Raw genomic sequence first — 21,879 nt, forward strand, 5'->3', positions numbered from 1 at the left:
TTCGTAGAGGGTACATTGATCCAACGTTGGTCCCCATCCATTGAGTTAATCGGATGCGACAACAGTGACCAAAAGCGGCAGGAAAATAAAGGGTTACCCACCATAATAAGTGAAGAGCCTTTTATATACAGTATATTGATTGTTGCTGAAGTCAAGAGGCCGATAATTGGCGGAGTTATACGAACGCCTTCGCAAAATGCCAGAGATCTGCAGGGAAAAGAAGGTAACTATCTGATAGGGTTCGAAAGTAGCAACAGGAAGGGTGGAATTATACGCCCCTGGTTAGAGTGGGAGTGGCTCAAAATAGGGCGTATAACTCCGGCGGTAGCCGTGGTGTTTGTCGCTTAAGAGTTTGTTTTATTACATAAAACCCTGTTCTTTTGAGCGCGTTTGAATGGAGTTTTACGAATGGGTGATATACGAACTCGATCGTATAATTAGCTGTTACAAAGCAAGGGAGAATGCGTAGCAATGATCGCCAGAGAATGGAAATGCCGAGTGCCTGAGACCCATAGTGAAGGGTTCACGGAATATTTATACGAAACCGGCATCAAGGATTCGTCCGCAACAGAAGGCTTCCTCGGTGCCCAGATCTTCCGCCGCTCCCTGGCTGGCAAAATTGAACTTACCCTAATCACATACTGGGACAAACTGGAGTCAATCCACGCGTTTGCTGGTCACGATATTTCGCGGGCGCGCCTGTATCCGGAAGATGAGGTTTATGAGCTTGAGCCCGATCTGTCGGTGCAGCACTATGAGGTTATCGAACATCAGTTTTCGGCAGAGCAGCGGGGGTAAGCGGGTGCACTTACTTTGTAACCAGTCGTTCAAGTTCGTTCCCGGCCTGACGGCCGTCCACCGGACGCCCTTTTCTCCGCTTCGCTCCAAAAAGGTCGCCGCTTAACATGGGCGTTAACTGAGGAACCATGAAACACGAGGATATTTCGAGTGAGGCCGATGAACTCTGGCGCCTGCTCGCAGAAAATGAAAACTGGGAGTCTCGTTACTCGCGGAATGCCTTCGAAAAAATAGACCAGGAGCGTCTAGAAGAAGAGGCTGCTGCAGTAGACTTGTTCCAGCCTTGGCTTCACATATTGGAGACAAGTATTGGATGGCTGACTGCGGTGTGGGCCCTTCTGGCGGAACGAGTGTATGGGGAAGAAAAAAAGAGCAAGCTTCTTCTCTCGATCTGGTCGCTGTTAAGCTCGTCATGCAATTACGCAGCTTCAGTTCGCGTTCTGGTCAAATCTGGCCTGGATAACCCAGCGCGTGGGGTAGCTAGGGCTCTAGATGAACACCTTGCCGCATGCATTGCTATCCTGCACCAGCCAGACCTTGCTGAAGGTTTCCACTCCGCGCAAGACCACGATGCTGCCAGCCAATTCTGGTTTAAAAATTTCAACACGAAAAGATTAAAAAAGCACCTTAACGCTACTGAGAAATCTGCGGGTATTCCTCCTGATGTCAGTAAAGAATTGAGGGATTGGCGAGAAAATGAGTTAAATGTTTTTTCTCAAACGATCCACCCTAATTTTGTCGCCGGGTTTATGGCGGCAAATCCTCAGGATGCGCGCGATCTTGAGAAAGTTGGACTAGGTATTTTTGGCAAACTGAGCGCAAATAGTGAGCGGACGCTAAACCATTCCTGCAAAACGATCATGTATTTCTCAGTAGTTGGTGGAGAGCTACTGCTCAACGGCGAGGGCAATATTCCTCCATTATTAGAAATAGATGAAACTAACACGAGTCACCAAGATATTCTTATAGGACGGAAAGCTATCTTTGAATTGAACAGGCGATACTGGGACTATGAGATCTATCCCGATTCGGAGATGAGTTAACAAGCCGCGTAAGGCGGACGCCCCTGACGGGCCGCCGCTTCGCTTCGCGTTAGGAAATCGAGAGGAGTAATAAATTGGATATTTGGGAAATTGATAAATCTTTGCTCTTCTTGGTTCTCGTGTTGCCTGGTTTTATCTCCATCAAGGTTTATTCGTTATTAATTGCCGTGGAGGCAAGAGATTATTCGAAGTCTCTGGTTGAGGCGGTTTGTTATAGCTCTTTGAATTTCTCCGTATTTTCATGGCTTATCGTTCTAATTAGTTCCGAGGGTTTTTATCATCATCACCCTTTTATATACTGGATTGGTTTGTTTTTGGTCTTTTTTGGCGCGCCTTCCATTTGGCCTTTTCTGTTCCGATGGATTTCCGAATTAAAGGTGTTTAAGAAAAACATTCTCAGTCCTTACAAGCAGCCTTGGGATTATGTATTTGCAAAGAAGGAGTCAATGTGGATTGTTGTCTATTTAAAAGACGGTGAAATAATCAGGGGCAAGTTTGCGGAAAAATCATTTGCCAGTTCATACCCTTCCGAAAGACAAATTTATATCGAAGAGGTATGGAGAGAAAAAAATGGAAAGAAGTTTGGAGAGAAAGTTACTAGAACAAAAGGTATTTTAATTTCTCAAGATGAGATTAAATACATAAAATTCTTAGGGAAATAGGGGCTTCAATAATGAGTGATAAAGATAATAGGCAGAAATTAGAAGAACTATTGAAAGAAAAAAGAGAAATAGAAAGAAAAATAGAAGAACAGATAGAAGAAAAGATAGAAAAAAGGGATCATGAAAGTTATAACGAATTTCTTCGCGATAGCTATCAGCCCACGTCCAACGAATTGGATGATGACAATCCGCCTGACGATGACTAGTCGTGAGGTTGTCATTTTCTAACAAGTGCAGGCACGGCGACGCCTACTACATTGCGCCTTCGGCTCCATTTCGTAGGCGCGCATGCTGCAAGCGTTAGTTGGTCGTGCTCTGTCCCTTTGAGATGGCTATGTACCATTGGCCTTGGCTCTGAATGGGTAGCAATGCCGGAGGTTTCGGTGCTTTGCCAAGGCCCTCAAATTCGGCATCATGTTGGCAGCTCAGCCGGTCAGCGGTGCGGGTAGTGAATTGGGTGTTTCGGTCGTGGGGTCGTCCGCCGAAAGTTGGTTCGTTGCCTACCTGCGATTCTGGCGTTCAGGTTCATTCACCACATCATTGGCGGTGGTTCCAATAAAGATGCACCGGCGGAATTTGGTGCAAGGGCAAAGGAGTATGCCATCATGTTGATTGCCAGGGAATGGGCTTCACCGATGCCCCAACTAACCAGTCGCTGTAGTACGTTCCCGGCCCGAGGGCCGTCCACCGGACGCCACTGACGTGGCGCCGCTAAGCTCAGCGTTAGGAGCTTGAGTGATCAACCTTGAAGCCCTCATCAAAGCGGCTGCAACTCGCGGCACAGAGCCGGAATACTCGACAATCCTCGAGTTCTGCACGGCCACTAGAACTATGCCCGAGCAATTTTGCAATGATTACGCGGTTTGGGTTGCTAAAGGATTTTACGAGGAACGCCTCACCTATGAATTTTGTGACGGGGCAATGAACTACCTTTGGGGATTCATGACGACGCCGCCAGTATTCGGTGAGGATAAAAACATTCCTGAGCCAGCATTTGAAATCTATCGGGCTTTTGACGAAGGTGAATACCACCATCAAGGTGACCCATCGGCAATTGATCCGGTCGAGAAATATACTAAGCCACTGGTAGAGGAGTTGTTCCGCGGTGGCAGGCTCTCCTAACCATGCGGTCAACCGGACACTGGACTTCCCCCGATCAAATAGACACGCATCGATAACTCCTCAGGAGGAGAAACACGATGCCTGCAATGATCACGGGGAAGAAGACGAAGCAGTACAGCACTGAGTTCAAAGTGAAAGCGGTGGAATGGAGCCACCAGGCCCACCGGAGTGTCAAAAGCGTAGCGGAAGCGCTGGATATCCACCCCTTCATGCTGTCACGCTGGCGAAAGGAATATCGTGAAGGAAAGTTCGCCATGAAGCGTGTCAAAAAAGCCCCCGCCGAAGCCAAACAGCAGATTAAAGAACAGGATGAGATCAGCCGCCTGAAGCGCCAGATAGCCGAGCTTCAGGAGGAGAATGTGATCCTAAAAAAGTTTCAACGTTTTCAGGCCGAGGAACGACGGAAGCGTTCAGGTTCGTCTGGAAACACCGGGGAGAACACGGGGTAAAGGCGCTGTGCCGTCACCTGAACATCTCACGGTCTGGCTACTACGCCTGGGCAAGCCGGAAGCCCAGCCGAAGAGCTGCTGAGAATGCTGAGTTGCTGTTCCAGATCCGTCGCATCTATAACGCTAGCAAGGGCCGCTATGGCAGCCCTCGGGTTTATCAGGCGCTTCGGCGCGAAGGCGTTGTTGTCGGCGAGAACCGAGTGGCCAAACTGATGCAGGAATGGGGCATGAAGGCCCGGGTGATGCGCGTTTATCGTCGGATGACGAAACGAAGAGATGTCCTGAAGACCCTGCCAAATTATCGGCTGAGTGCCGAGAAACCGGTTGCAATAAACCGGCAATGGAGCAGCGATGTCACCTATATCAAGCTGGGTAAGAAGCACGTCTTTCTGGCTGTCGTGTTGGACCTTTTCTCACGGCGCATCATCAGTTGGCGACTGGGCGAGAGCCTGAGTGCGGACTTCGCCCGGGCAACGCTACGGGAAGCCTTCACAAACCGACAACCCGCGTCGGATCTGCTGTTCCATACGGATCGCGGTATCGAATACCGTGCTCACAAAACCCAGGCGCTGCTGAATCAGTACCGGGTCCGGCACAGTATGAACCGTCCGGGCCAATGCACGGATAATGCCGAGGTGGAGTCCTTCTTCAAGACACTGAAGGGAGAATTGCTGCACGCTACAAGCTTTGTGACGTTGAGGCAGTTACGAAAGCATATCAAAGGCTATATTGAAGACTTCTACAACAGCCACCGACTGCACAGTGGCCTTGGTTACCGGACTCCGATAGAGTTTGAAGGGATTAACTGATGGCGCGTGTCCGATTTATTGGGGGAATTCCACACCAAAAGCCTTCTGCTTTTGGTTCCCTTCGCTGCGCTCCGGCGCCGGTTACCATCAGCGTTAGGCGCACAAGGAAGCATCATAGTCATCAGCCAATATAAGGAATGTTATGTCTGAGGAAATCCTAAATAAAATATCAAAACAAGCTCAAGATTATTATAAAAACACTCCTGTAATTATATTAGGAAGTGGAGCTTCGGCTGCTTTTGGGATGTCTGGAATGTGGAAGTTAGCACAGCATCTTATGGCGAATGTCGATGTGGTGGATTTACATGACAATGAACAAACTTCTTGGCAGAGCTTTTGTGAAAAATTGCAGGCCGATATAGATTTAGAAACAGCGTTACATGATACTCCATTGTCACCTGAACTAACTGGTAGGGTGGTTTCTGAAACATGGAATCTTCTAGCGCCTGAAGATTTCAAAGTATTTGAGGAATCACTAAATAACCCCTCATTGTTTCCATTAGGTAAGCTGTTAAAACACATGTTTAGGAGTACTGCCAAAGAGCTCAACATAATAACACCCAATTATGACCGATTGGCAGAATATGCATGCGAACAAGAAAATATCCATCATTACAGCGGCTTCTCTCATGGTTATAGAGGCTACAGCGCTAAGAAGGACTATTTATCTTGCTCTAGACAGGTAAATATCTGGAAAGTCCATGGCTCCCTTGGTTGGTTTACTAATTCTAATGGTGTGATTACATCTTTAAGTAATATTAATGAAATCCCTAACGATCTAACACCACTAATAGTCACACCTGGCATTGAGAAGTACCGTAGTACTCATAAAGAACCCTATAAAACAATTATCCATGAATCTGACGATGTAATGGATGGGGCCACTGCTTATTTATGTGTTGGCTTTGGTTTCAATGATGAACATATCCAAACGAAGCTAGTAAATCGGTGTGCAAATAATGGAGCTTCAGTCATTATCATAACTTATGAATTGACTGAAGCTACGAAAGAGTTTATCGCCACTGAAAGTACAGATAAGTATTTAGCTATTGAATTTGCACAGGACAATAAATCTAAAATTTATAGTTCCCTATTGGATGCACCTGTAGAAGTTGAAGGCGATTTCTGGTCACTCAAAGGTTTCATGAATTTAATAATGTAAGGGACGATATGACTATTTTCAATTTTAATGATGATGAAGCTTTGGGCAAAGTAGCTTCCGTAGATACTGCAACAGTTGTTGTAGAGGTTAATGATGCTGAACTTTTAAAAAGGTTGCAGGTTAATAGGTTGGCTGTATTGCAAAGTAGTAAACCCGGGCAGCATTTAATTGGAATTATCAATCAAGTCACAAGAAAAAAGCTAATACCTTCTGCTATTGAAGAGGATGAAGAGTCTTCTGATGAGCAAAATTTATGTAAAGTAGCATTGATTGGCTCCTTGATTGATGCTGACGGTACGAAAAGAAATATATTTCGCCGTACATTAGAAAGTGTGCCTGAAATTGACGCAAATTGTTTTGCATTAGAGGGCGAGAAGCTAACCTCATTCATGAGAGTTATTTCCCATGCAGAAGCCGACGGTAATTCATTAACATTAGGTAAATATACCTTAGATGAAAATGCGGTAGCTTACTTAAATGGTAATAAGTTTTTCCAGCGACATGCTTTTATCGGAGGAAGCACTGGGGCGGGTAAATCTTGGGCTACGGCTAGAATCATTGAGCAAGTTTCTGAATTGAAAAACTCAAACGCAATAGTTTTTGACTTGCACGGTGAGTATTCTCCTTTAAAGGGGGGCGGTATTAGTCATTTTAAGATTGCAGGACCAGGTGACATAGAGTCGAATCGAACATTGGCAGACGGTGCAATTTATCTACCTTACTGGCTGCTATCATATGAAGCATTAGTTTCATTATTTGTTGACCGAAGCGATCAAAATGCGCCAAACCAAGCAATGCTAATGGCGAGAGAAGTCAATTCAGCTAAAACTCGATACTTAGAAGATGGTGGTTATCAAGATATTTTAGATAACTTTACAGTTGATAGCCCAGTTCCTTTTGATTTGCAATCATTGATACATGAGCTAAATGCCATCAATGTTGAGCGTATACCTGGCGCTCGAGCAGGCAGTGATAAAGCAGGTGAATTTAACGGTAAACTCAGCAGAATGATTTCTCGCCTAGAAAATAAAATATCAGATCGCCGTTTAGGGTTTCTGTTTCAAGGAGGAGAAGATGTTTTAAAGTTTGATTGGTTAAATAGGTTAGCTGATGCGCTTTTAGGTAGTAACGATGAAAATGGGAGTGGGGGAGTTAAGATCATTAACTTTTCTGAAGTACCGTCAGATGTGCTTCCTCTAATCGTTTCATTAGTAGCTCGCCTTGCTTTTTCTGTTCAACAGTGGACTCCCTCTGAAGAACGGCACCCAGTAGCAATCTTATGTGATGAAGCCCATTTATATATTCCGAATAAAAATGTGTCCGGAGCATCGGATGATATATCTATTCAAATTTTCGAACGCATAGCTAAAGAAGGTAGAAAGTACGGAGTTAGTTTGGTGGTTATCACACAAAGACCATCGGAAGTGAATAAGACCATACTTAGCCAGTGCAGTAATTTTGTGGCTATGAGGCTTACTAATTCTGATGATCAATCTGTCATTAAAAAACTACTCCCAGATAGTCTAGGTGGTTTTAGTGATATTTTACCTACTTTAGATACTGGTGAAGCGCTTGTTGTCGGGGACGCAAGTTTATTGCCTAGCCGTATACGCATTGATGAGCCGAATAATAAGCCAGATAGTGGCACTATCGAGTTCTGGAAGGAATGGCAAGGTGATGTAACTGCTGGACGGTTAAATAAAGCAATAGATAACTGGAGAAAGCAAAATATTCAATAATGTGCGCCTAACAAGGCATTTAAACGGAACAAAAACAGTGGGTTACGTTTCGCTTCGCTACACATTTTAACCCACTATTTTTGTCCGCTTAATGCGGCGTTATAAGCCAAGGCTTTGGTAGTTTTTTGGTCGATGGGTGCATGGGCCTTGGCGGAAAATTCGGTGGTGATTTCTGGTTCTTGGTTATGGCCAAGGCCAGCAACGTCGTCGCCCAATTTGGTAGTCAGCATCGGCATCTTTCGGGTTATCGACAGGGTGCCCAGGTTGAGGGGCAATTCGCCGAAAATTCCGATCGCGTCGGGTAGTTTGGTGGTTTGTATCGGTGCCGGATCGCGAGCAGGTACGTGGCTTCTTTGGCGTTCGCATGCGGGCTGAAAGGTGAACCGGAAACCAACGGGTGAACCGGCTTCTAACTAGGCGCTGTAGTACGTTCCCGGCCCGGGGGCCGTCCACCGGACGCCACTGAAGTGGCGCCGCTAAGCTTGGCGTTATAAATACTGAGGAGAAAACATGGAACCAGTCTCCGTTGCCACCGGCTTTGCTTCGGTTGTCGGGTTATTAGGGCAATTCCAAGCAAGTCGTGGAGGTGCTGATCAGGCTGATTTTAATGAATTTTTGCAGTGGCTTGTGGACAGCAACCATGAAGAGGTCAAGGCTCTGATCGAAAGCAACTCTAAGACAGTCATTGGTATCAAAGCACTTCTAAACCAAAACCACGACGTGTTGCTCCAAAAGCTGGATGCCCTCGATTCCGCGCTCTCGTCATTTGGAAGTCTTATCCCAGGATTTTCAGAGATCAGCAGTGGTCTTTATCCCAGTGGAAGCCAATTGTCGGAGCAGGCCAAACAAATTCTCTCACAGTTTCAAAATTCGGGCGCTAGTAAGATTCTCGAACTCCACACATACGGTGGCGTAAGTCTCATGTACCTAGGCGGGAAGGAGAGAGAAATGAAAATATCGGACCCTCGCTTTCTCGAAGACGATCTCAAGACCTTGGTTGAGCTAGGTTTGTTGCGCCATGATTTTAATGGCAAAGGTGACAATCTCTATATTTTCACTCGTACGGCCTCTGAGCTCGTACTCTCAGCCAATTTATAACAAGTGCATTAAATTCGTTCCGGCCCAAAGGGCCTCCACCGGACGGCCTTGTCAGGCCGCCGTTTATGCAGGCGTTAGGGCTACACAAGATTCGAGATAATGGAAATATTAGAGAAATTTGTATTTATTCTTCTTGGTGTCGCCGTCAGTGCCATAGGTTATCTTCTCAAGCGAAAAATAGAGAGTAAGCCTCAGGTAGAGGCAATCGATAAGCATAAGAAGCTTTTGGATATTCACAAGCAGATGAACGACCAAGGTGTTGATTTAAATGCTTTAAGGCAGCTTGAGGCAATGATTACTGGTAAAGCTGCGGCAATCCAAAACAACACCGTGATTCTTCAAGCCGAATCAACTCCTCTCATTGAGCAAGATGAATCTGAAGATTTAACCCAGCTGGAGCTCAATGAGCGAGCGAGCGCGAGGTTGGAAAAAGCAAAAGAGAAAATGCAACGAGCTATCGCAGGTATCGATAGCCGGGTTGGCGACTTTGAAAGTCAGTCGCTTATGAACAGTCAGATAGAGTGGGAGCGTTACAGTGTTAGCCAGGCTGAAGCAGCAGCTTCAAGCTATAAAGGCGGAAGTATTTATCCACTGATCTACGCTTCAGAGCTAGAGTCATTAGCAAATGAGCGCACTGCGAGATTGCAGGCGGAATTAGATGAGCTTGTTCGTCTTGGAAATTAAAGCCCTAACAAGGCGCATCAGTGCGCGGCCGATGGCCGCCGGACGCCACTGTCGTGGCGCCGCTGTGCTTCAGCGTTATTGGCCCAGGCCTCGGAAGGATTCAGGCGGTAGAGCTGGGAGTTGTTTTCAAGTGCTTGCCACCGTTCAGCACTTCTCCCCTCAGAACACTGCAAAATCCGATAATTCCGTGTTCTGGTTCCTCGCGCCATGGGCTAAGTTCGGTGCAAGCTAATTGGTACACGGCATTCGGGTTTGGGTGCCAGAGATTTACCATCGGGTATCCGGCCACTAACAAGGCGGTCAACCGGACGCCAAAAGCGTACCGCTTTTGGTTCCCTCCGCTACGCTCCGGCGCCGGTTACCTTCAGCGTTATGCATAAGAGGAGCTTCTGTGCATGTACCTCAAAGTTGGTGATGCATTTGCAGATCAAGATCTCAAGTTCCTCGCGGAGTTGCTGGAGGTCATTGATGCTAAGGTCGTTGAGGTCAGCACTCGCATTGCTTCATCGATTGACCCTATCTCAGAGGGGCTGACTGACCGAGGTGAATATTTTATAGGTGTAGGCTTGTGCGCAATTCAGCAGTATTTAACCGACACGTTAACGTTGACTGGGGTTGGCAAAAAACGAGCTTTTGATTTGGGTCCTTGGCACTCTGAAAACTATACCTTCGTTTCGGTGGTTAACGCGGCAGCAAATTGGTGGAAGCACTCTTCTGAGTGGTTCGGAAAAAGTGTAGAAAATGGGCTTGCGACTCAAACTCAGAAAATTGTGGTAGAAACGGCTGGTTCATTAGATTATCCGTTAAGCAATGTGCTCGCTAAGCTTCTGGATACTAGCGATATTACCCTAAGTGCATTGCTTCCAAATTTGGTGTTATGGCGGTCGGCGGTTGATCAAGAGAGCGGTAAATATGCATAACAAGGCGCAGCAGTTCGCGGCCGATGGCCGTCGGACGCCCTTTACGTGGCTCCTTCGTCGCCACTCCAAGGTCGCCGCTGTGCTTCGGCGTTAAGCACAAGGAAGGCTCATGCACGCAAACATAGCCCGCTACGGAATAATTCTGAACACGGAAAATTTCGAGGAGTGCGTGGCGTTCTATCGAGACCTCTTTGGGTTGCGTCAGCTATTCGAGAGAAAGGAGGGTGACTTCAAGCTCACCTGTCTCGAGTACGGGAATGGCTATTTGATGGTCGAGCAAGGAGGCAAGGCAAAGAATGGCGTTAAGTCACCGACAGAGGGCAGCTTCAAACTGCGCTTTAATGTCGAGGATTTGGGGGAGGCTCTGGCGGAAATAAGGGCATGGGGTATCCAAGCTGAAATCCAGGAAAGTTCTTGGGGCCGGACTATCAACATCAGCGACCCCGATGGCAACCGCGTAGGTGTCAGAGATGAAGTTGGCTTCGTCCACCAGATCAATGCTTAACAAGTCAATTAAGTACGTTCCCGGCCTGACGGCCGTCCACCGGACGCCCCTGTCGGGCCGCCGCTTATTTTTGGCGTTAGAGATACATATGACCGAGATAATAGCTATATTCGTAGGTTGGCTTCTAGGCGTTCTTTCAACGTTACTTCTGGAGTTCCGGGCGGATGCTAGGAGAGAATCAGAGCTACTTTCAAGAGCCTATGCGGTGGGTGAACAAGTCTTTATTGATTCGGACATTCTTGCTGCGCTCCATAATGAAGGCGTCAAGCGTAGCATCTCAGAATTATTTGAAGAAAATGCTGAGGCCGCGTCTATCCCAATAGCATCGCCACCAAGCCTACCTTCGGACTCTCACAACGTAGCAGAGGAAGTTTTTCGATGTATCCACCTTGAAAACCGTAATGAGCTGGCTAGATCGCTGAGAAGCCTCATTGATTTTCAGAAAACCGCAGAGGCACTATATAGCGAAATCTCAGTTCGCTCTGAGCGAGGTGATGAAATTCCTAGCTCTGTGATTGACCTTTATAATCTACAAAGAAACAAAATCAGAGAGTCGGCTGAAAATGTTTTGCGGAAAGCCTCTGGTGCTGAGAGCAACTACCTCTGCCGGAAGCTTAAATCTCTAACCAAAGGCTGTAGCCGACGCGAAAAAACGCGCGGCTAAGCCTGGCGTTATGAGTATTGATATGGAATACAGCGTTCGTTTTTCTTTAACTATTCGTAGTCTTGATGGTTCGAAAGCTGCGTTTTTCGGTAAGAGGCTGACGCTACCCTTTGTACCATTCATCGGTCTGCGATTGGCTGAAGGTGAGGGCGTTACAGAGCCTGTGGTTTCTGTAGTTTGGTCAGCAGTAGATCAGGAGTTCCACTGTCATATCGACTCCTCAGAAGTTGAAATGGACGACGGCTATGATTTAGATATGACCTTTCTGATCGACCGAGCAAAGGCTAATGGCTGGGAAGGAGCTGGTCGAATTTATGACACCAACTCATAACAAGGCGCAGCAGTTCGCGGCCGGTGGCCGCCGGACGCCCTTTACGTGGCTCCTTCGTCGCCACTCCAAGGTCGCCGCTGTGCTTCGGCGTTATGTTTACTGGGGAACAGTATGAACCTAGAAGATTTTATAGCTCAGTCCCTTTCGCAGATAGCTAAAGGAATTGATAAAGCGAATGAGGAGCTGAGCGATTCGTTAGCTGTAGTTAGCCCGCGGGGGGTAAAAGACGTGCACAGGGAGAGTCGTTATGGCTCTCTCAAAGTGGGTGAAGGCACTTGGCTAAAGGTACATGAGATCAATTTTGATGTCGCGGTGACCGCTGCAGAAGGATCAGAGGCAAGGGGTGGTCTAGGAATAACCGTAGGGGCTGTTACTCTAGGAGCCTCTGGAAAAGAGAACTATACCAACACGTCGGTCTCTCGAATCCAGTTTTCAGTACCAATGGTTCTTCCCCAAGCGGAGCCTAAAATATAAAAAAGTGCTATGGTCTTAGCACACTCGGGGCTTGGAGTCGTGATGACCAACCAGGCCTCAAGTGAGGGGCGCACGCTGAGGCGGTAACTGGTACCCCGGCTGTGCCGGCACCAATCCTACCTACCGATGTGTGGTACCACGCCCTGCCAACCGAGCTGGTACCTCGGGAGGCAATCCATCGTAGACAGGGTAGCTCCCCAATACGGTGGCGTCGCTGGCCTGCGACGTAAAGCTCAGGTTTTTAACATTCCTGAGCCGGCTCGGGAGTAATTGAGTCTGAACTCATGTTCACATTTATTACTTCCAAAGTAAGGGTGTCCATCGATGTGGCGTCTATCATAGTGGCAATTGCCATTCTGGTGTCCGTCTGCATTTAGGTCTTTCCTTTGGCGGGGCTGTTTCGGCAGCCCCTGCCATAAAACATAACCAGTGCATTAAATACATTCCGGCCCTACGGGCCTCCACCGGACGGCTTTTCTCCGCTTCGCTACGCAAAAACCGCCGTTTATGCAGGCGTTATACATGAGAGGGAACTCAGGTGAGCCTGAAAGATCACTTTGAATTGCTGTCCATTTACAATCAATGGATGAATTCCAAAATTTACGAGTCTGCAAGTTCGCTCTCTGCAACAGACTTAACTCAGGATCGTGGGGCTTTTTTCGGCTCTATTCTTGGAACTCTGAATCACATCGTCGTTGGTGACACCATCTGGCTGAAGCGGTTTGCCACCCATCCATCCTGCGTGGGTTCGTTGCAGGAGGTCGCCAACCTTCCAAATCCGACAAGCCTAAGCCAGATAGTGTTTGAGGATATTGGTCGCTTATCCGAACATCGGGCTTGGCTTGACCGACAAATTACCAGCTGGGTAGCCGGGCTAACCGAAGGCGATCTGGATTTCGTTCTCAGCTACCACAACGCCAAAGGGATTCCGGCCAACAAGCGATATTCGAGCCTTATTCTTCATTTTTTTAACCATCAGACTCACCATCGAGGGCAAGTTTCTGCTTTATTATCACAGGCGGGCGCGGACGTTGGGGTTACTGACCTATTGGCTCTGATTCCGGAGGAAACTCATGTATAACAAGTCGCAGCAGTTTGCGGCCGATGGCCGCCGGACGCCACTGACGTGGCGCCGCTGTGCTCAGCGTTATATGGAAGGAAATCATGGCCTGCGAGCAGTGTGAAAAAGCGGCTCAACCGCGAACGATAAAACGTCCTGATGATCTCTCTAAGGCGATCTTGGCTGCAGTCAATGCCATAGAATTGGGCATTCTACGATATGAGGGGACTGGTGCTTGGGGTGATCCGTTTAAATCGATTTCCTGTGGGAGCGGTTGGGGAGATTTCGTGAACAACTATTTCTCATGTTTGGCTTGTGGGCAATGGTTTAATCTCCAAGCCGAAACATATCATGGGAGTGGCGGAACCTTTGAGCCAGTGCGAGAACCGGCTGAACAAATTCAGAGAGACGTTTACCCAATATAACCAGTCAATTAAGTTCGTTCCGGCCTGTGGCCTCCACCGGACGCCCTAGTCGGGCGCCGCTTATCATTGGCGTTATGTAGATTGAGGACGACATGGACTTAGAGCGTCTAGCAAAGGATGTGGCTAGAACACGGAATTTCGTTTTGTTTGTCGCTATCGCAGCACCAGCGGCTTACGGATTGTGGTTTTTTGTGGTGAACAAAGCTCCGTTGTCCTTACAAACAGGCGATTGGGGTGCCTTCGGCGACTTTGTTGGTGGTTTGGTTAATCCACTGGTTGCCTTCTTTGCGTTTTATTGGCTGACGAGATCAGTTCTGATTCAAAAAGAAGAGCTATCAGAAACGAGGAGTGCTTTGGTCGAATCTCAGCGTGCGCAGGAACGCCAAGCTGAACTTGCTCTGGTCTCTGCCAAGCTTCAATCGCTGAACGCCGAACTGGAAACCGTGAAAGAGAGACTCAGCGCAAAACTAGATTACCGGAATATCATTATCCAGCATGGTCACAATGGCTCCGGCTATGTCCCGGTTATGGATTCGGACGGTGTGCTCCAGAATGCAAAGAAACTGTTAACTGACCTCAATCCAGAGATCACTGAACTGGAGAAGAAACAGGCGGAGCTTCTTAGCAAGATTGCCGATTTGGCACAAACTACATAACAAATGGCTGTTGTCGGACGCACCTACGCTAGCGCTCCGGTGCGCCGCAAAGCCAAGGCGTTAGCTTATTGTTGATATGGGAATTTATGGATATTGAATGGACTGTCGAAGATGTTTCAACGTTTATGGCTGAAGCATTGCGCGGAGATCTCGCTGAAGGTGTCAACGGGGAAGAGCTTCTTTTCAGATGGAGTGGTCGAGAAGTTCAGTTACCAATAGATTCTGAGAGAGTACAAGCATCTCTAGACCTACTGCGAAGTATGGAAACTGTTGGCGAGACAGCATTGGTAGCTCCCAGATGCTATGAAATGCTTGTAAGAGAAGAAGGTAGACTGGGTGGTAGTTTAGTTAGGCGTGCAAATATTGATATCTATGATCCGGACAGCGGGATTCGGTACGTTCTCAGTAAGCCGACTAATGAGTATATATTATTTCTGCTCCACTCCGCTTCAGATTTGGGATCCGTTCGAGTTCTAGTAAGACCTACTCCCGGCAGTCTTCGGATTGATGGTAGTTTCGATGAGCCACCCGTCGATGCCTTTGAAGGTCTAAGAAGGGTGCTACGCGGTTTCCTTACGCTTCAAGTATTTTCGGATAGGGACCGACCTAAAGCAGAGTTAGAACGTTTTAGTCAGGCCTTTTTGTTCAATATCAGTTTCAACTTAGATACTGCTCTCGTTCCGCAGCGCCATATAGAGGAATTGTTGAGGCCCGGACGCATTGCTAGATTAAGGCGCGGGAGAGTCGTCGAGCTCGAACCTCCACGGCGCCATTATATCGCTGATCTTCTTTATCATTATCAACTCGCGGTTGGTACAGATAATCCATTACTCGAATTCGTATCGTATTATCACGTCGCTGAACATTTTTTCGAGGAAATATTCAGTGACGAATTAATTGCTAACGTGCGTGATAGGTTAACTAGTCCGGACTTTTCTTACAAAAGGAAAAAAGACATATCTGGCTTAATAAAACAAGTAAGTCGAGCCGTTCAGCTAAGAAATGAAAGCATTGTCTTTAGTGAGATAGAGGCCTTAAGACTTACTCTAAAAAAGCATGTAAAGTTGGATGGACTTATAGCTAGCTTGAAAGAATATGATGATACGCTTGTTGAATATTACAAGACGAATAAGGTGATCTTTTCGGGCGGCGAGCCAGTTAATATAGAGGGTGAAGAAGAAGATTTGATCTATAAGCATCTTTCTTCTCGAATATATAAAACGAGAAATTCAGTTGTTCACAGTAAAGAATCAGATAGATCAAAGTATATGCCATATAGAGATGACCGACATCTTGTTAAAGAAGTCCCTCTGTTAAGGTTTATTGCTGAACAGATTATCTTATCAACCTCCACAGAGATTCCTTAGAAAAAAACAAAATAGCTAACAATGTGGTCAACGGGACGCCAACTACGCTGCGCTCCATTGTCGCCCATTACCACTGGCGTTAGGCTTCAGAACTAAGGCGCATCTTGTCATGGCAGAGTTGATAGAATTTGAGACCGACCGGTTGCGTCTGCGGCAATGGCAAGAAAGTGATTTTGAGCCATTCGCGGCTTTGAACGCCGACCCACAGGTTATGGAGTATTTTCCCGAACCGCTGAGTTGCCAAGCAAGTGACGAGATGGCAAAGAAAATTCGTTCGCTCATTATGGAGCGCGGTTGGGGGTTCTGGGGAGTCGAGGCCAAGGGTGCTGAGGCGTTTATTGGTTTTTGTGGGCTACACGTACCCACTGCAACGCTGCCTTTTTCTCCGTGTGTCGAGATTGGTTGGCGGTTATCGTCAGCTCATTGGGGTAAAGGCTATGCATCAGAGGCTGCTCGTGGTGCGCTGCATGTTGCGTTTCAACATTTAGAGCTTCCTGAGATTGTCTCTTTTACCACGGCTGGCAATCAGCGCTCCCGTCGAGTCATGGAGCGAATAGGCATGAAGTACAGTGGCGAGTTTGAACACCCCAGCTTGCCCAAAGGAAGCCTGTTGCGGCCTCATGTGCTTTACCGGTTACGACGAGAACAGTGGGACGCAAAAGCCTAACCAATGCAGGCACGGCGACGCCCACTACATTGCGCCTTCGGCTCCATTTCGTGGGCGCGCATGCTGCAAGCGTTATGCACACAAAGTATTTAAGGTGAATTATGGAACATATTGATTGGGGTGATTTTCAAAAGGTTGATATCCGCGTTGGAACCATTGTCGATGTAGAAGACTTTCCAGAAGCTCGCCGACCTGCTTATAAGTTACAAGTGGATTTTGGAGAAGAGCTTGGTATCAAAAAATCTAGTGCGCAGATCACTGATTTATACGCCAAAGAAGAGCTGCTGGGTAAGCAGGTGCTGGCAGTCGTAAACTTCCCACCAAAACAAATTGGCCCCATCATGTCTGAATGCTTAGTCACTGGGTTGCACCGGCCTGATGGCTCTGTTGTGCTTTCAACCGTTGACATGGAGCTGCCAAATGGAGCTCGGTTGGCATAACAAGCCGCTCAAATTCGTTTCGGCTGCAAAAAACGCAGCCTACACCGGACTCGCTAACGCTCACCGTTTAGCGGGGCGTTATTGGCCCAGGCCGTCTCCATTTTTGGCGGGCTCAGTGTAAGGGCCTTGGCATCGGGCCTGGCTGCAAAGCCGCCTATGTTGGTGATGGCCAAGGCCGGAAAGGTTGCTGTTGGGGTTGGTTGCCAGCATCATCGGCAGAATGGTTATTCACGGCGTGCCCCAGTCGCGGGGCCGTCCAGTTCAAATGGTAATCGGGTTAGTACGCTTTGCGCTCTGGTTCCTTTCGCCATCCGTCTGGTTGGTGCAAGCTGTTCGGGAGAGGGCATGCAGTGTTGGGTGCGAGGAGAGACCTTGGTGGTGACCGGCCACTAACCAGCCGGTCAACCGGACGCCAAAAGCGTACCGCTTTTGGTTCCCTCCGCTGGCGCTCCGGCGCCGGTTACCTCAGCGTTAAAAGGTAAGGATAGACCTCATGGATGAGTTGGTAATTGTCGTTCTGGATGCCTTAATCGGCGGTGTGGTTTTGTGGCTTGCCGCAAAAATCACATCTGTGGATTTAGCTTTGAGTGAAACCGTAATTGCAGCGGGCGGAGCTGCCGCCGTTGCTTTGGTTCCGACCGCAGGCTGGATACTATCAATCGTTGTACTTTTTGTGCTTCTCAAAAAGTTCAGCAAGGCCAGCATCTGGCCAGATATTATTTTGATGGTCATCGTTGGCAGGCTGGTGTCGTTTGTTGCCCTCATGGCATTGGGTGGTCTGCGATAGCTATTAACAAGCCAATCAAGTTCGTTCCGGCCTGGCGGCCTCCACCGGACGCCCCTGTCGGGCCGCCGCTTATTTTTGGCGTTAAACGTAAGGATGCGAAATGTTGGAATTTACCATGGAACACAAGGTGACTGACGTAACCTTGTATAGAAGCGCCTTGGAGTATCTAAAAGTCATCAATATCACTCAGAAGAGCGAAGAGAGCTGTCCTCAGACTCCATTTTGCTTTATTGCCGCTCTTACAACCGAGTTAGCGTTAAAAGCTTTCTTAATTAACCGCGGTGTAACGGAAAACACCTCAAGAAAAATTGGACACAATTTGGTACGAGCTTGGTCAAAGTCTGTTGAGTTGGGGCTTAAAGTCGATCCAGAGGTGCCTCGATGGTGTGACCTATTAAATGGAGCCTATGACCGGCCTTTCCTTGCTAGGTATGCCAAAACAAATACGGGGATAGTTTCAAGCCCTCAACACGAACTTCATGAAGCTTTAAACAATTTGGTCAGTACAGTTGGTGATCAACTAGGCTTAGACCTCAACGGTAATTTCGTTTAACAAGGCGCAGCAGTTCGCGGCCGATGGCCGCCGGACGCCCTTTTACGTGGCACCTTCGTCGCCACTCCAAGGTCGCCGCTGTGCTTCAGCGTTATGTGTATTTCATCCACAGGCCCAGGAGGGAATCCTGATGACTGACTATTCCGGTTCTTGCCTGTGCGGCACCGTGAGTTTTGAGGTAAAGGGAGACTTCGATAGCTTTTACCTGTGTCATTGTCAGCACTGCCAAAAAGATACGGGTTCGGCTCATGCGGCAAATCTATTCTCACAGTCAGCTAAATTGGTTTGGCGGTCGGGGGCAGATACTGTGACGTCCTTTACGCTTCCAGGTACTCGTCATAACAAAAGTTTTTGTAAGTTGTGTGGCTCAGCATTGCCGAGCACTCAAACTGCAGGTTTGCTCGTTGTTCCCGCAGGGTGCTTGGACACTGAGATATCTATGGCGCCAACAGCGCACATCTTTTCGTCCAGCAAGCCGACCTGGGATGCGGAGTATGGGGAAGTGCCAGAGTTCGAGGGACTGCCAGATTGAGCTACCATCACATAACCAGTGGCTGTTGGCGGACGCACCTACGCTGCGCTCCGGTACGCCGCAAAGCCAAGCGTTAAAAGTACAAGGAAGCATCAAATGGAATTTGTCGAAATCGAGCTAACTCAAGGCAATATCAATAACAATCACCTTTACCTGTCTTCGGTGATCGAGTTTTTTCCACCAGATTCTATCGGAGGCAGCAACGACAGTAGCCTCGCTCCGAGAGTCTTGGAAGTTCACAGCGGCATCACGTCTCCAGTTCGCACTGACATCGCAGGCGATAAGAAAATTTTTCGCCGTCGGGCTTGGGTAGGTGAGTTTTTCGAGGTTCATAATCTGGCGGCAGGTGATCGGGTGGTAATCGAGAAAACGGGTACTAACCGCTATCACGTTTACCCAAAGCGGACATAATCTTTTAACAAGTCGCTGTAGTACGCGGCCGATGGCCGCCGGACGCCCTTTTCATTGCGGCTTCGCCTCCATTACAAGGTCGCCGCTAAGCTCAGCGTTATGTGGGCGTTCCCATAGAGAATCCATATGGCATTCAGTGAGTTTGAAGCTAAGAAGATTGAACGGGCCGCTTCCGAGTTTTTGGAAGACCGGAGGCCGCCAGTCGATATCCGACCCAAGTTAGATATAGACGTTCGGGTTTCCGGCCAAAGCGTGCAGATTGTGGAGGTTCGCCCTCATTTCCGGGAGCCTTCCACGATCATTGAATCGCCGGTAGCAAAAGCTACCTACGTCAAAAAATCTCAGCGCTGGAAAATTTATTGGATGCGCGGCGATCTGAAGTGGCATTCGTACACGCCAGAACCCGAGTCACGTTCCATCGAGGAATTCTTTGCTATCGTGAATGCCGATGAGAATGGCTGCTTCTTCGGGTAGCACATAACCAGTCATTCAAGTTCGTTCCCGGCCTGGCGGCCGTCCACCGGACGCCCTAGTCGGGCGCCGCTTAATATTGGCGTTATGAGTATCCATGCTCGTGAAGGGAGTCATAAGTGTTTGACGTAAAAACAACTCAGCATGTTCTCGCGGTCAAGGATCTTGAGACGACCGAGAGCTACTTTCTCGACAAGCTTGGGTTTTCCGTCCGGTTCCGTGTGGACGGCTGGTCGTTCTTAAGTCTCGGCCGTTTTCATATCATGTTGGGGCATTGTCCGGATGAGCTTTTGGCCCGTGATACGCATGACCATTCGTACTTCGCGTATGTAAACTGCGTGGGCATTGACGACCTCTACCGCGACTATCAGCAACGCGGTGCCGAGATTTTCCAGGCGATATCGGATAAACCTTGGGGTTTACGTGAGTTTGGTGTCGCAACACCAGAGGGTCACCGAATTATGTTTGGAGAAGATATTGAGCCATCTGGGAACTCATAACCAAGCGGTCAACCGGACACCAAAAGCTTACTGCTTTTGGTTCCCTTCGCTGGCGCTCCGGTGCCGGTTACCTAAGCGTTAATTGCCAAGGAGAGGTATGACTATCAGTTTCAAGGTGAATCATCCCATTACCACTGACCAGTTCATCGGTTTGCTGGAAAGCTCTACTCTTGGAGAGCGTCGGCCAATCAACGACCGAGAATGTATGGAGGGGATGGTTTCCAATTCTAATCTCACCGTAAGCGCTTGGGATGAGGATTTGTTGGTCGGTGTCGCTCGCAGTGTCACGGATTTTCACTATGCCTGCTATCTGTCAGATCTGGCAGTCCATCAGAGCTATCAGAAGTCAGGCATAGGTAAGCGATTGCAGTCACTGACTCAAAAGCAGCTGGGGCCGGCCTGCAAATTGATACTCATCGCAGCACCCGCCGCCAATTCGTACTATGGTCAGATTGGTTACACACACAATGATCGGTGCTGGGTTCTGAATCCGGAGGCGGTCATTGGCAATTAACAAGTCAATTAAGTTCGTTCCGGCCTGCGGCCTCCACCGGACGCCCTAGTCGGGCGCCGCTTATTATTGGCGTTATGCCAGTAAGGGCTGAGATTATATGCAATGCTGGATTTGTGGAGCCCAGGCCAATAGCCGAGAGCACGTCGTTAAGGCTAGTGACTTAAAATTGCAGTTTGGGAGTTTTTCTCAACGCAACCCGCTTTTCCAGCACAGCGGTGCCCGGAAAAATGTGAGAGTTGGTAGCCTAAAATCCAATAAGCTTAAATTTTCAGCGTCGTTGTGTGCACGGTGTAATAATGAGCGCACGCAGCCCTTTGATAGAGCCTGGGAGAAACTCTCCAGTACGTTACAGAGTGCTCGCCGCCAAAATCCTCCAGCGCAGCGAATAAGGGTAAACAGCATTTTCCCCGGTGCTTCCGAAAAATCCATGCTGTACGTACACCTCTATTTCGTGAAGCTTTTCGGCTGCAGAGTCGTTGAGTCTGGGATCCCTATCGATATTCGACCTTTCTCCCAAGCGATATTAACGGGGCAGCCTCACCCACATCTTTATCTTGAGTTCGGAGTGCTAAAAGATGTTCAGGGTAAGCACGCGGGTATAACTCCAATCCAAGCTGTAAATACGAGTGGGCAGAGCGTCTTTGCAACATTCATGTATTCTGTGGGTAGGGTCGGGGTAGTTCCAATATTCACGATGCTACCAACGAGGCGCACGACGGGAGGTGCTTGGCATCCAAACAAGCGCCTGAGAGTATTGGAGCTGTAACCGTCCGGCGACCCCATCTTGAGCCTGATGCTGAAGCCTTCAAGATAGTGTCCACTTATTCTTTAGTGGACACTATCTATGAACAACGTAAGCGTAACCCGCCCTTATCGAAAACGTCGCCGACATGCTCCAGAATTTAAAGCCCGGCTGGTGTTAGTGGCCAATTAAAGTGACCCACTACTGGCCATTAATTTTGACCCACCTCCGAGTGGCCGTCAGGCCACAGAACCAGCTACTGTCCCCCGCTTTTATCGATGGCCGGGGGCATGT

The 21,879-nt window shown here is 48.2% G+C and carries 29 protein-coding genes and 1 pseudogene; 29 read left to right on the top strand and 1 reads right to left on the bottom strand.

Annotation, left to right across the window (positions count from 1 at the left end; translation table 11 throughout):
- From CDH47_RS17640 to CDH47_RS17095, 10 genes and pseudogenes are all read left to right on the top strand, one after another.
- The coding region (locus tag CDH47_RS17640; RefSeq protein WP_205077638.1) for a hypothetical protein at nucleotides 1–348 on the top strand (348 nt) is incomplete at its 5' end.
- A 150-nt stretch (nucleotides 349–498) separates the two neighbouring features.
- On the top strand, nucleotides 499–798 hold the full coding sequence (locus tag CDH47_RS17060) for an antibiotic biosynthesis monooxygenase family protein (RefSeq protein WP_239985886.1): 300 nt from the start codon (nucleotides 499–501) through the stop codon (nucleotides 796–798).
- Nucleotides 799–926: 128 nt separating this feature from the next.
- Nucleotides 927–1,841, top strand: coding sequence for a hypothetical protein (locus tag CDH47_RS17065; protein ID WP_100641506.1), 915 nt, complete (start codon nucleotides 927–929; stop codon nucleotides 1,839–1,841).
- Nucleotides 1,842–1,915: 74 nt separating this feature from the next.
- The gene (locus CDH47_RS17070; protein WP_100641508.1) at nucleotides 1,916–2,503 is read left to right on the top strand and encodes a DUF6338 family protein; all 588 of its coding nucleotides are present in this window, start codon (nucleotides 1,916–1,918) and stop codon (nucleotides 2,501–2,503) included.
- 11 nt (nucleotides 2,504–2,514) lie between these two features.
- Entirely contained in the window at nucleotides 2,515–2,709 is a 195-nt protein-coding gene (locus CDH47_RS17545) for a hypothetical protein (RefSeq protein ID WP_100641510.1), read from the top strand.
- A gap of 529 nt (nucleotides 2,710–3,238) precedes the next feature.
- A complete protein-coding gene (locus CDH47_RS17080) occupies nucleotides 3,239–3,625 on the top strand; it encodes a hypothetical protein (protein ID WP_100641512.1) in 387 nt (128 codons plus the stop codon).
- Between the two features lie 86 nt (nucleotides 3,626–3,711).
- Entirely contained in the window at nucleotides 3,712–4,074 is a 363-nt protein-coding gene (locus CDH47_RS17870) for a transposase (RefSeq protein ID WP_420843694.1), read from the top strand.
- Nucleotides 4,059–4,883, top strand: a pseudogene (locus CDH47_RS17085) (IS3 family transposase); the annotation flags it as partial. The gene CDH47_RS17870 and the pseudogene CDH47_RS17085, both read left to right, overlap by 16 nt.
- A 142-nt stretch (nucleotides 4,884–5,025) precedes the next feature.
- A complete protein-coding gene (locus tag CDH47_RS17090; RefSeq protein ID WP_100641516.1) occupies nucleotides 5,026–6,045 on the top strand; it encodes an SIR2 family protein in 1,020 nt (339 codons plus the stop codon).
- A gap of 8 nt (nucleotides 6,046–6,053) precedes the next feature.
- Complete coding sequence (locus tag CDH47_RS17095) at nucleotides 6,054–7,784, top strand: ATP-binding protein (protein ID WP_100641518.1); 1,731 nt, start codon at nucleotides 6,054–6,056, stop codon at nucleotides 7,782–7,784.
- Between the two features lie 74 nt (nucleotides 7,785–7,858).
- On the opposite strand, the gene CDH47_RS17550 is transcribed toward CDH47_RS17095, so the two are convergent.
- Nucleotides 7,859–8,014 carry a hypothetical protein gene (locus tag CDH47_RS17550; RefSeq protein WP_161494505.1) on the bottom strand — a complete coding sequence of 52 codons (156 nt, stop codon included), beginning with the start codon at nucleotides 8,012–8,014 and terminating at the stop codon, nucleotides 7,859–7,861.
- Between the two features lie 280 nt (nucleotides 8,015–8,294).
- Here CDH47_RS17550 and CDH47_RS17100 point away from each other — a divergent pair, with 280 nt between their 5' ends.
- From CDH47_RS17100 to CDH47_RS17195, 19 genes are all read left to right on the top strand, one after another.
- A complete protein-coding gene (locus tag CDH47_RS17100; protein ID WP_100641520.1) occupies nucleotides 8,295–8,882 on the top strand; it encodes a hypothetical protein in 588 nt (195 codons plus the stop codon).
- Between the two features lie 99 nt (nucleotides 8,883–8,981).
- Nucleotides 8,982–9,566, top strand: coding sequence for a lysozyme inhibitor LprI family protein (locus CDH47_RS17105; protein WP_205077640.1), 585 nt, complete (start codon nucleotides 8,982–8,984; stop codon nucleotides 9,564–9,566).
- Nucleotides 9,567–9,961: 395 nt separating this feature from the next.
- The gene (locus CDH47_RS17110; RefSeq protein ID WP_100641522.1) at nucleotides 9,962–10,486 is read left to right on the top strand and encodes a hypothetical protein; all 525 of its coding nucleotides are present in this window, start codon (nucleotides 9,962–9,964) and stop codon (nucleotides 10,484–10,486) included.
- Between the two features lie 109 nt (nucleotides 10,487–10,595).
- Nucleotides 10,596–10,991 carry a VOC family protein gene (locus CDH47_RS17115; RefSeq protein ID WP_100641524.1) on the top strand — a complete coding sequence of 132 codons (396 nt, stop codon included), beginning with the start codon at nucleotides 10,596–10,598 and terminating at the stop codon, nucleotides 10,989–10,991.
- An 88-nt stretch (nucleotides 10,992–11,079) separates the two neighbouring features.
- On the top strand, nucleotides 11,080–11,655 hold the full coding sequence (locus CDH47_RS17120) for a hypothetical protein (RefSeq protein ID WP_153045496.1): 576 nt from the start codon (nucleotides 11,080–11,082) through the stop codon (nucleotides 11,653–11,655).
- Between the two features lie 10 nt (nucleotides 11,656–11,665).
- Nucleotides 11,666–11,986 carry a hypothetical protein gene (locus CDH47_RS17125; protein WP_100641528.1) on the top strand — a complete coding sequence of 107 codons (321 nt, stop codon included), beginning with the start codon at nucleotides 11,666–11,668 and terminating at the stop codon, nucleotides 11,984–11,986.
- Nucleotides 11,987–12,097: 111 nt separating this feature from the next.
- A complete protein-coding gene (locus CDH47_RS17130; protein ID WP_100641530.1) occupies nucleotides 12,098–12,460 on the top strand; it encodes a hypothetical protein in 363 nt (120 codons plus the stop codon).
- Between the two features lie 538 nt (nucleotides 12,461–12,998).
- Nucleotides 12,999–13,541: a DinB family protein gene (locus CDH47_RS17135; RefSeq protein ID WP_100641532.1), complete on the top strand. Its 543-nt coding sequence runs from the start codon at nucleotides 12,999–13,001 to the stop codon at nucleotides 13,539–13,541.
- Between the two features lie 496 nt (nucleotides 13,542–14,037).
- Nucleotides 14,038–14,601, top strand: coding sequence for a hypothetical protein (locus CDH47_RS17145; RefSeq protein ID WP_153045497.1), 564 nt, complete (start codon nucleotides 14,038–14,040; stop codon nucleotides 14,599–14,601).
- An 86-nt stretch (nucleotides 14,602–14,687) separates the two neighbouring features.
- Nucleotides 14,688–15,968, top strand: coding sequence for a hypothetical protein (locus CDH47_RS17150; protein ID WP_153045498.1), 1,281 nt, complete (start codon nucleotides 14,688–14,690; stop codon nucleotides 15,966–15,968).
- A 109-nt stretch (nucleotides 15,969–16,077) separates the two neighbouring features.
- A complete protein-coding gene (locus CDH47_RS17155; RefSeq protein WP_100641540.1) occupies nucleotides 16,078–16,635 on the top strand; it encodes a GNAT family N-acetyltransferase in 558 nt (185 codons plus the stop codon).
- Between the two features lie 101 nt (nucleotides 16,636–16,736).
- Complete coding sequence (locus tag CDH47_RS17160) at nucleotides 16,737–17,075, top strand: tRNA-binding protein (protein ID WP_100641542.1); 339 nt, start codon at nucleotides 16,737–16,739, stop codon at nucleotides 17,073–17,075.
- Between the two features lie 493 nt (nucleotides 17,076–17,568).
- A complete protein-coding gene (locus CDH47_RS17165) occupies nucleotides 17,569–17,862 on the top strand; it encodes a hypothetical protein (protein WP_100641544.1) in 294 nt (97 codons plus the stop codon).
- 100 nt (nucleotides 17,863–17,962) lie between these two features.
- Nucleotides 17,963–18,415 (top strand): HEPN domain-containing protein, encoded by a 453-nt coding sequence (locus CDH47_RS17170; RefSeq protein ID WP_100641546.1) that lies wholly within the window; start codon nucleotides 17,963–17,965, stop codon nucleotides 18,413–18,415.
- A gap of 130 nt (nucleotides 18,416–18,545) precedes the next feature.
- On the top strand, nucleotides 18,546–18,947 hold the full coding sequence (locus tag CDH47_RS17175; RefSeq protein ID WP_100641548.1) for a GFA family protein: 402 nt from the start codon (nucleotides 18,546–18,548) through the stop codon (nucleotides 18,945–18,947).
- Nucleotides 18,948–19,043: 96 nt separating this feature from the next.
- On the top strand, nucleotides 19,044–19,358 hold the full coding sequence (locus tag CDH47_RS17180) for a hypothetical protein (protein ID WP_100641550.1): 315 nt from the start codon (nucleotides 19,044–19,046) through the stop codon (nucleotides 19,356–19,358).
- A gap of 126 nt (nucleotides 19,359–19,484) precedes the next feature.
- A complete protein-coding gene (locus tag CDH47_RS17185) occupies nucleotides 19,485–19,832 on the top strand; it encodes a DUF3024 domain-containing protein (protein WP_100641552.1) in 348 nt (115 codons plus the stop codon).
- Between the two features lie 116 nt (nucleotides 19,833–19,948).
- Nucleotides 19,949–20,329, top strand: coding sequence for a VOC family protein (locus tag CDH47_RS17190; RefSeq protein WP_100641554.1), 381 nt, complete (start codon nucleotides 19,949–19,951; stop codon nucleotides 20,327–20,329).
- Between the two features lie 97 nt (nucleotides 20,330–20,426).
- Complete coding sequence (locus tag CDH47_RS17195) at nucleotides 20,427–20,843, top strand: GNAT family N-acetyltransferase (protein WP_100641556.1); 417 nt, start codon at nucleotides 20,427–20,429, stop codon at nucleotides 20,841–20,843.
- Nucleotides 20,844–21,879 lie beyond the last annotated feature (1,036 nt).

Source organism: Marinobacter salexigens (genome assembly GCF_002806945.1).
Classification (GTDB): domain Bacteria; phylum Pseudomonadota; class Gammaproteobacteria; order Pseudomonadales; family Oleiphilaceae; genus Marinobacter; species Marinobacter salexigens.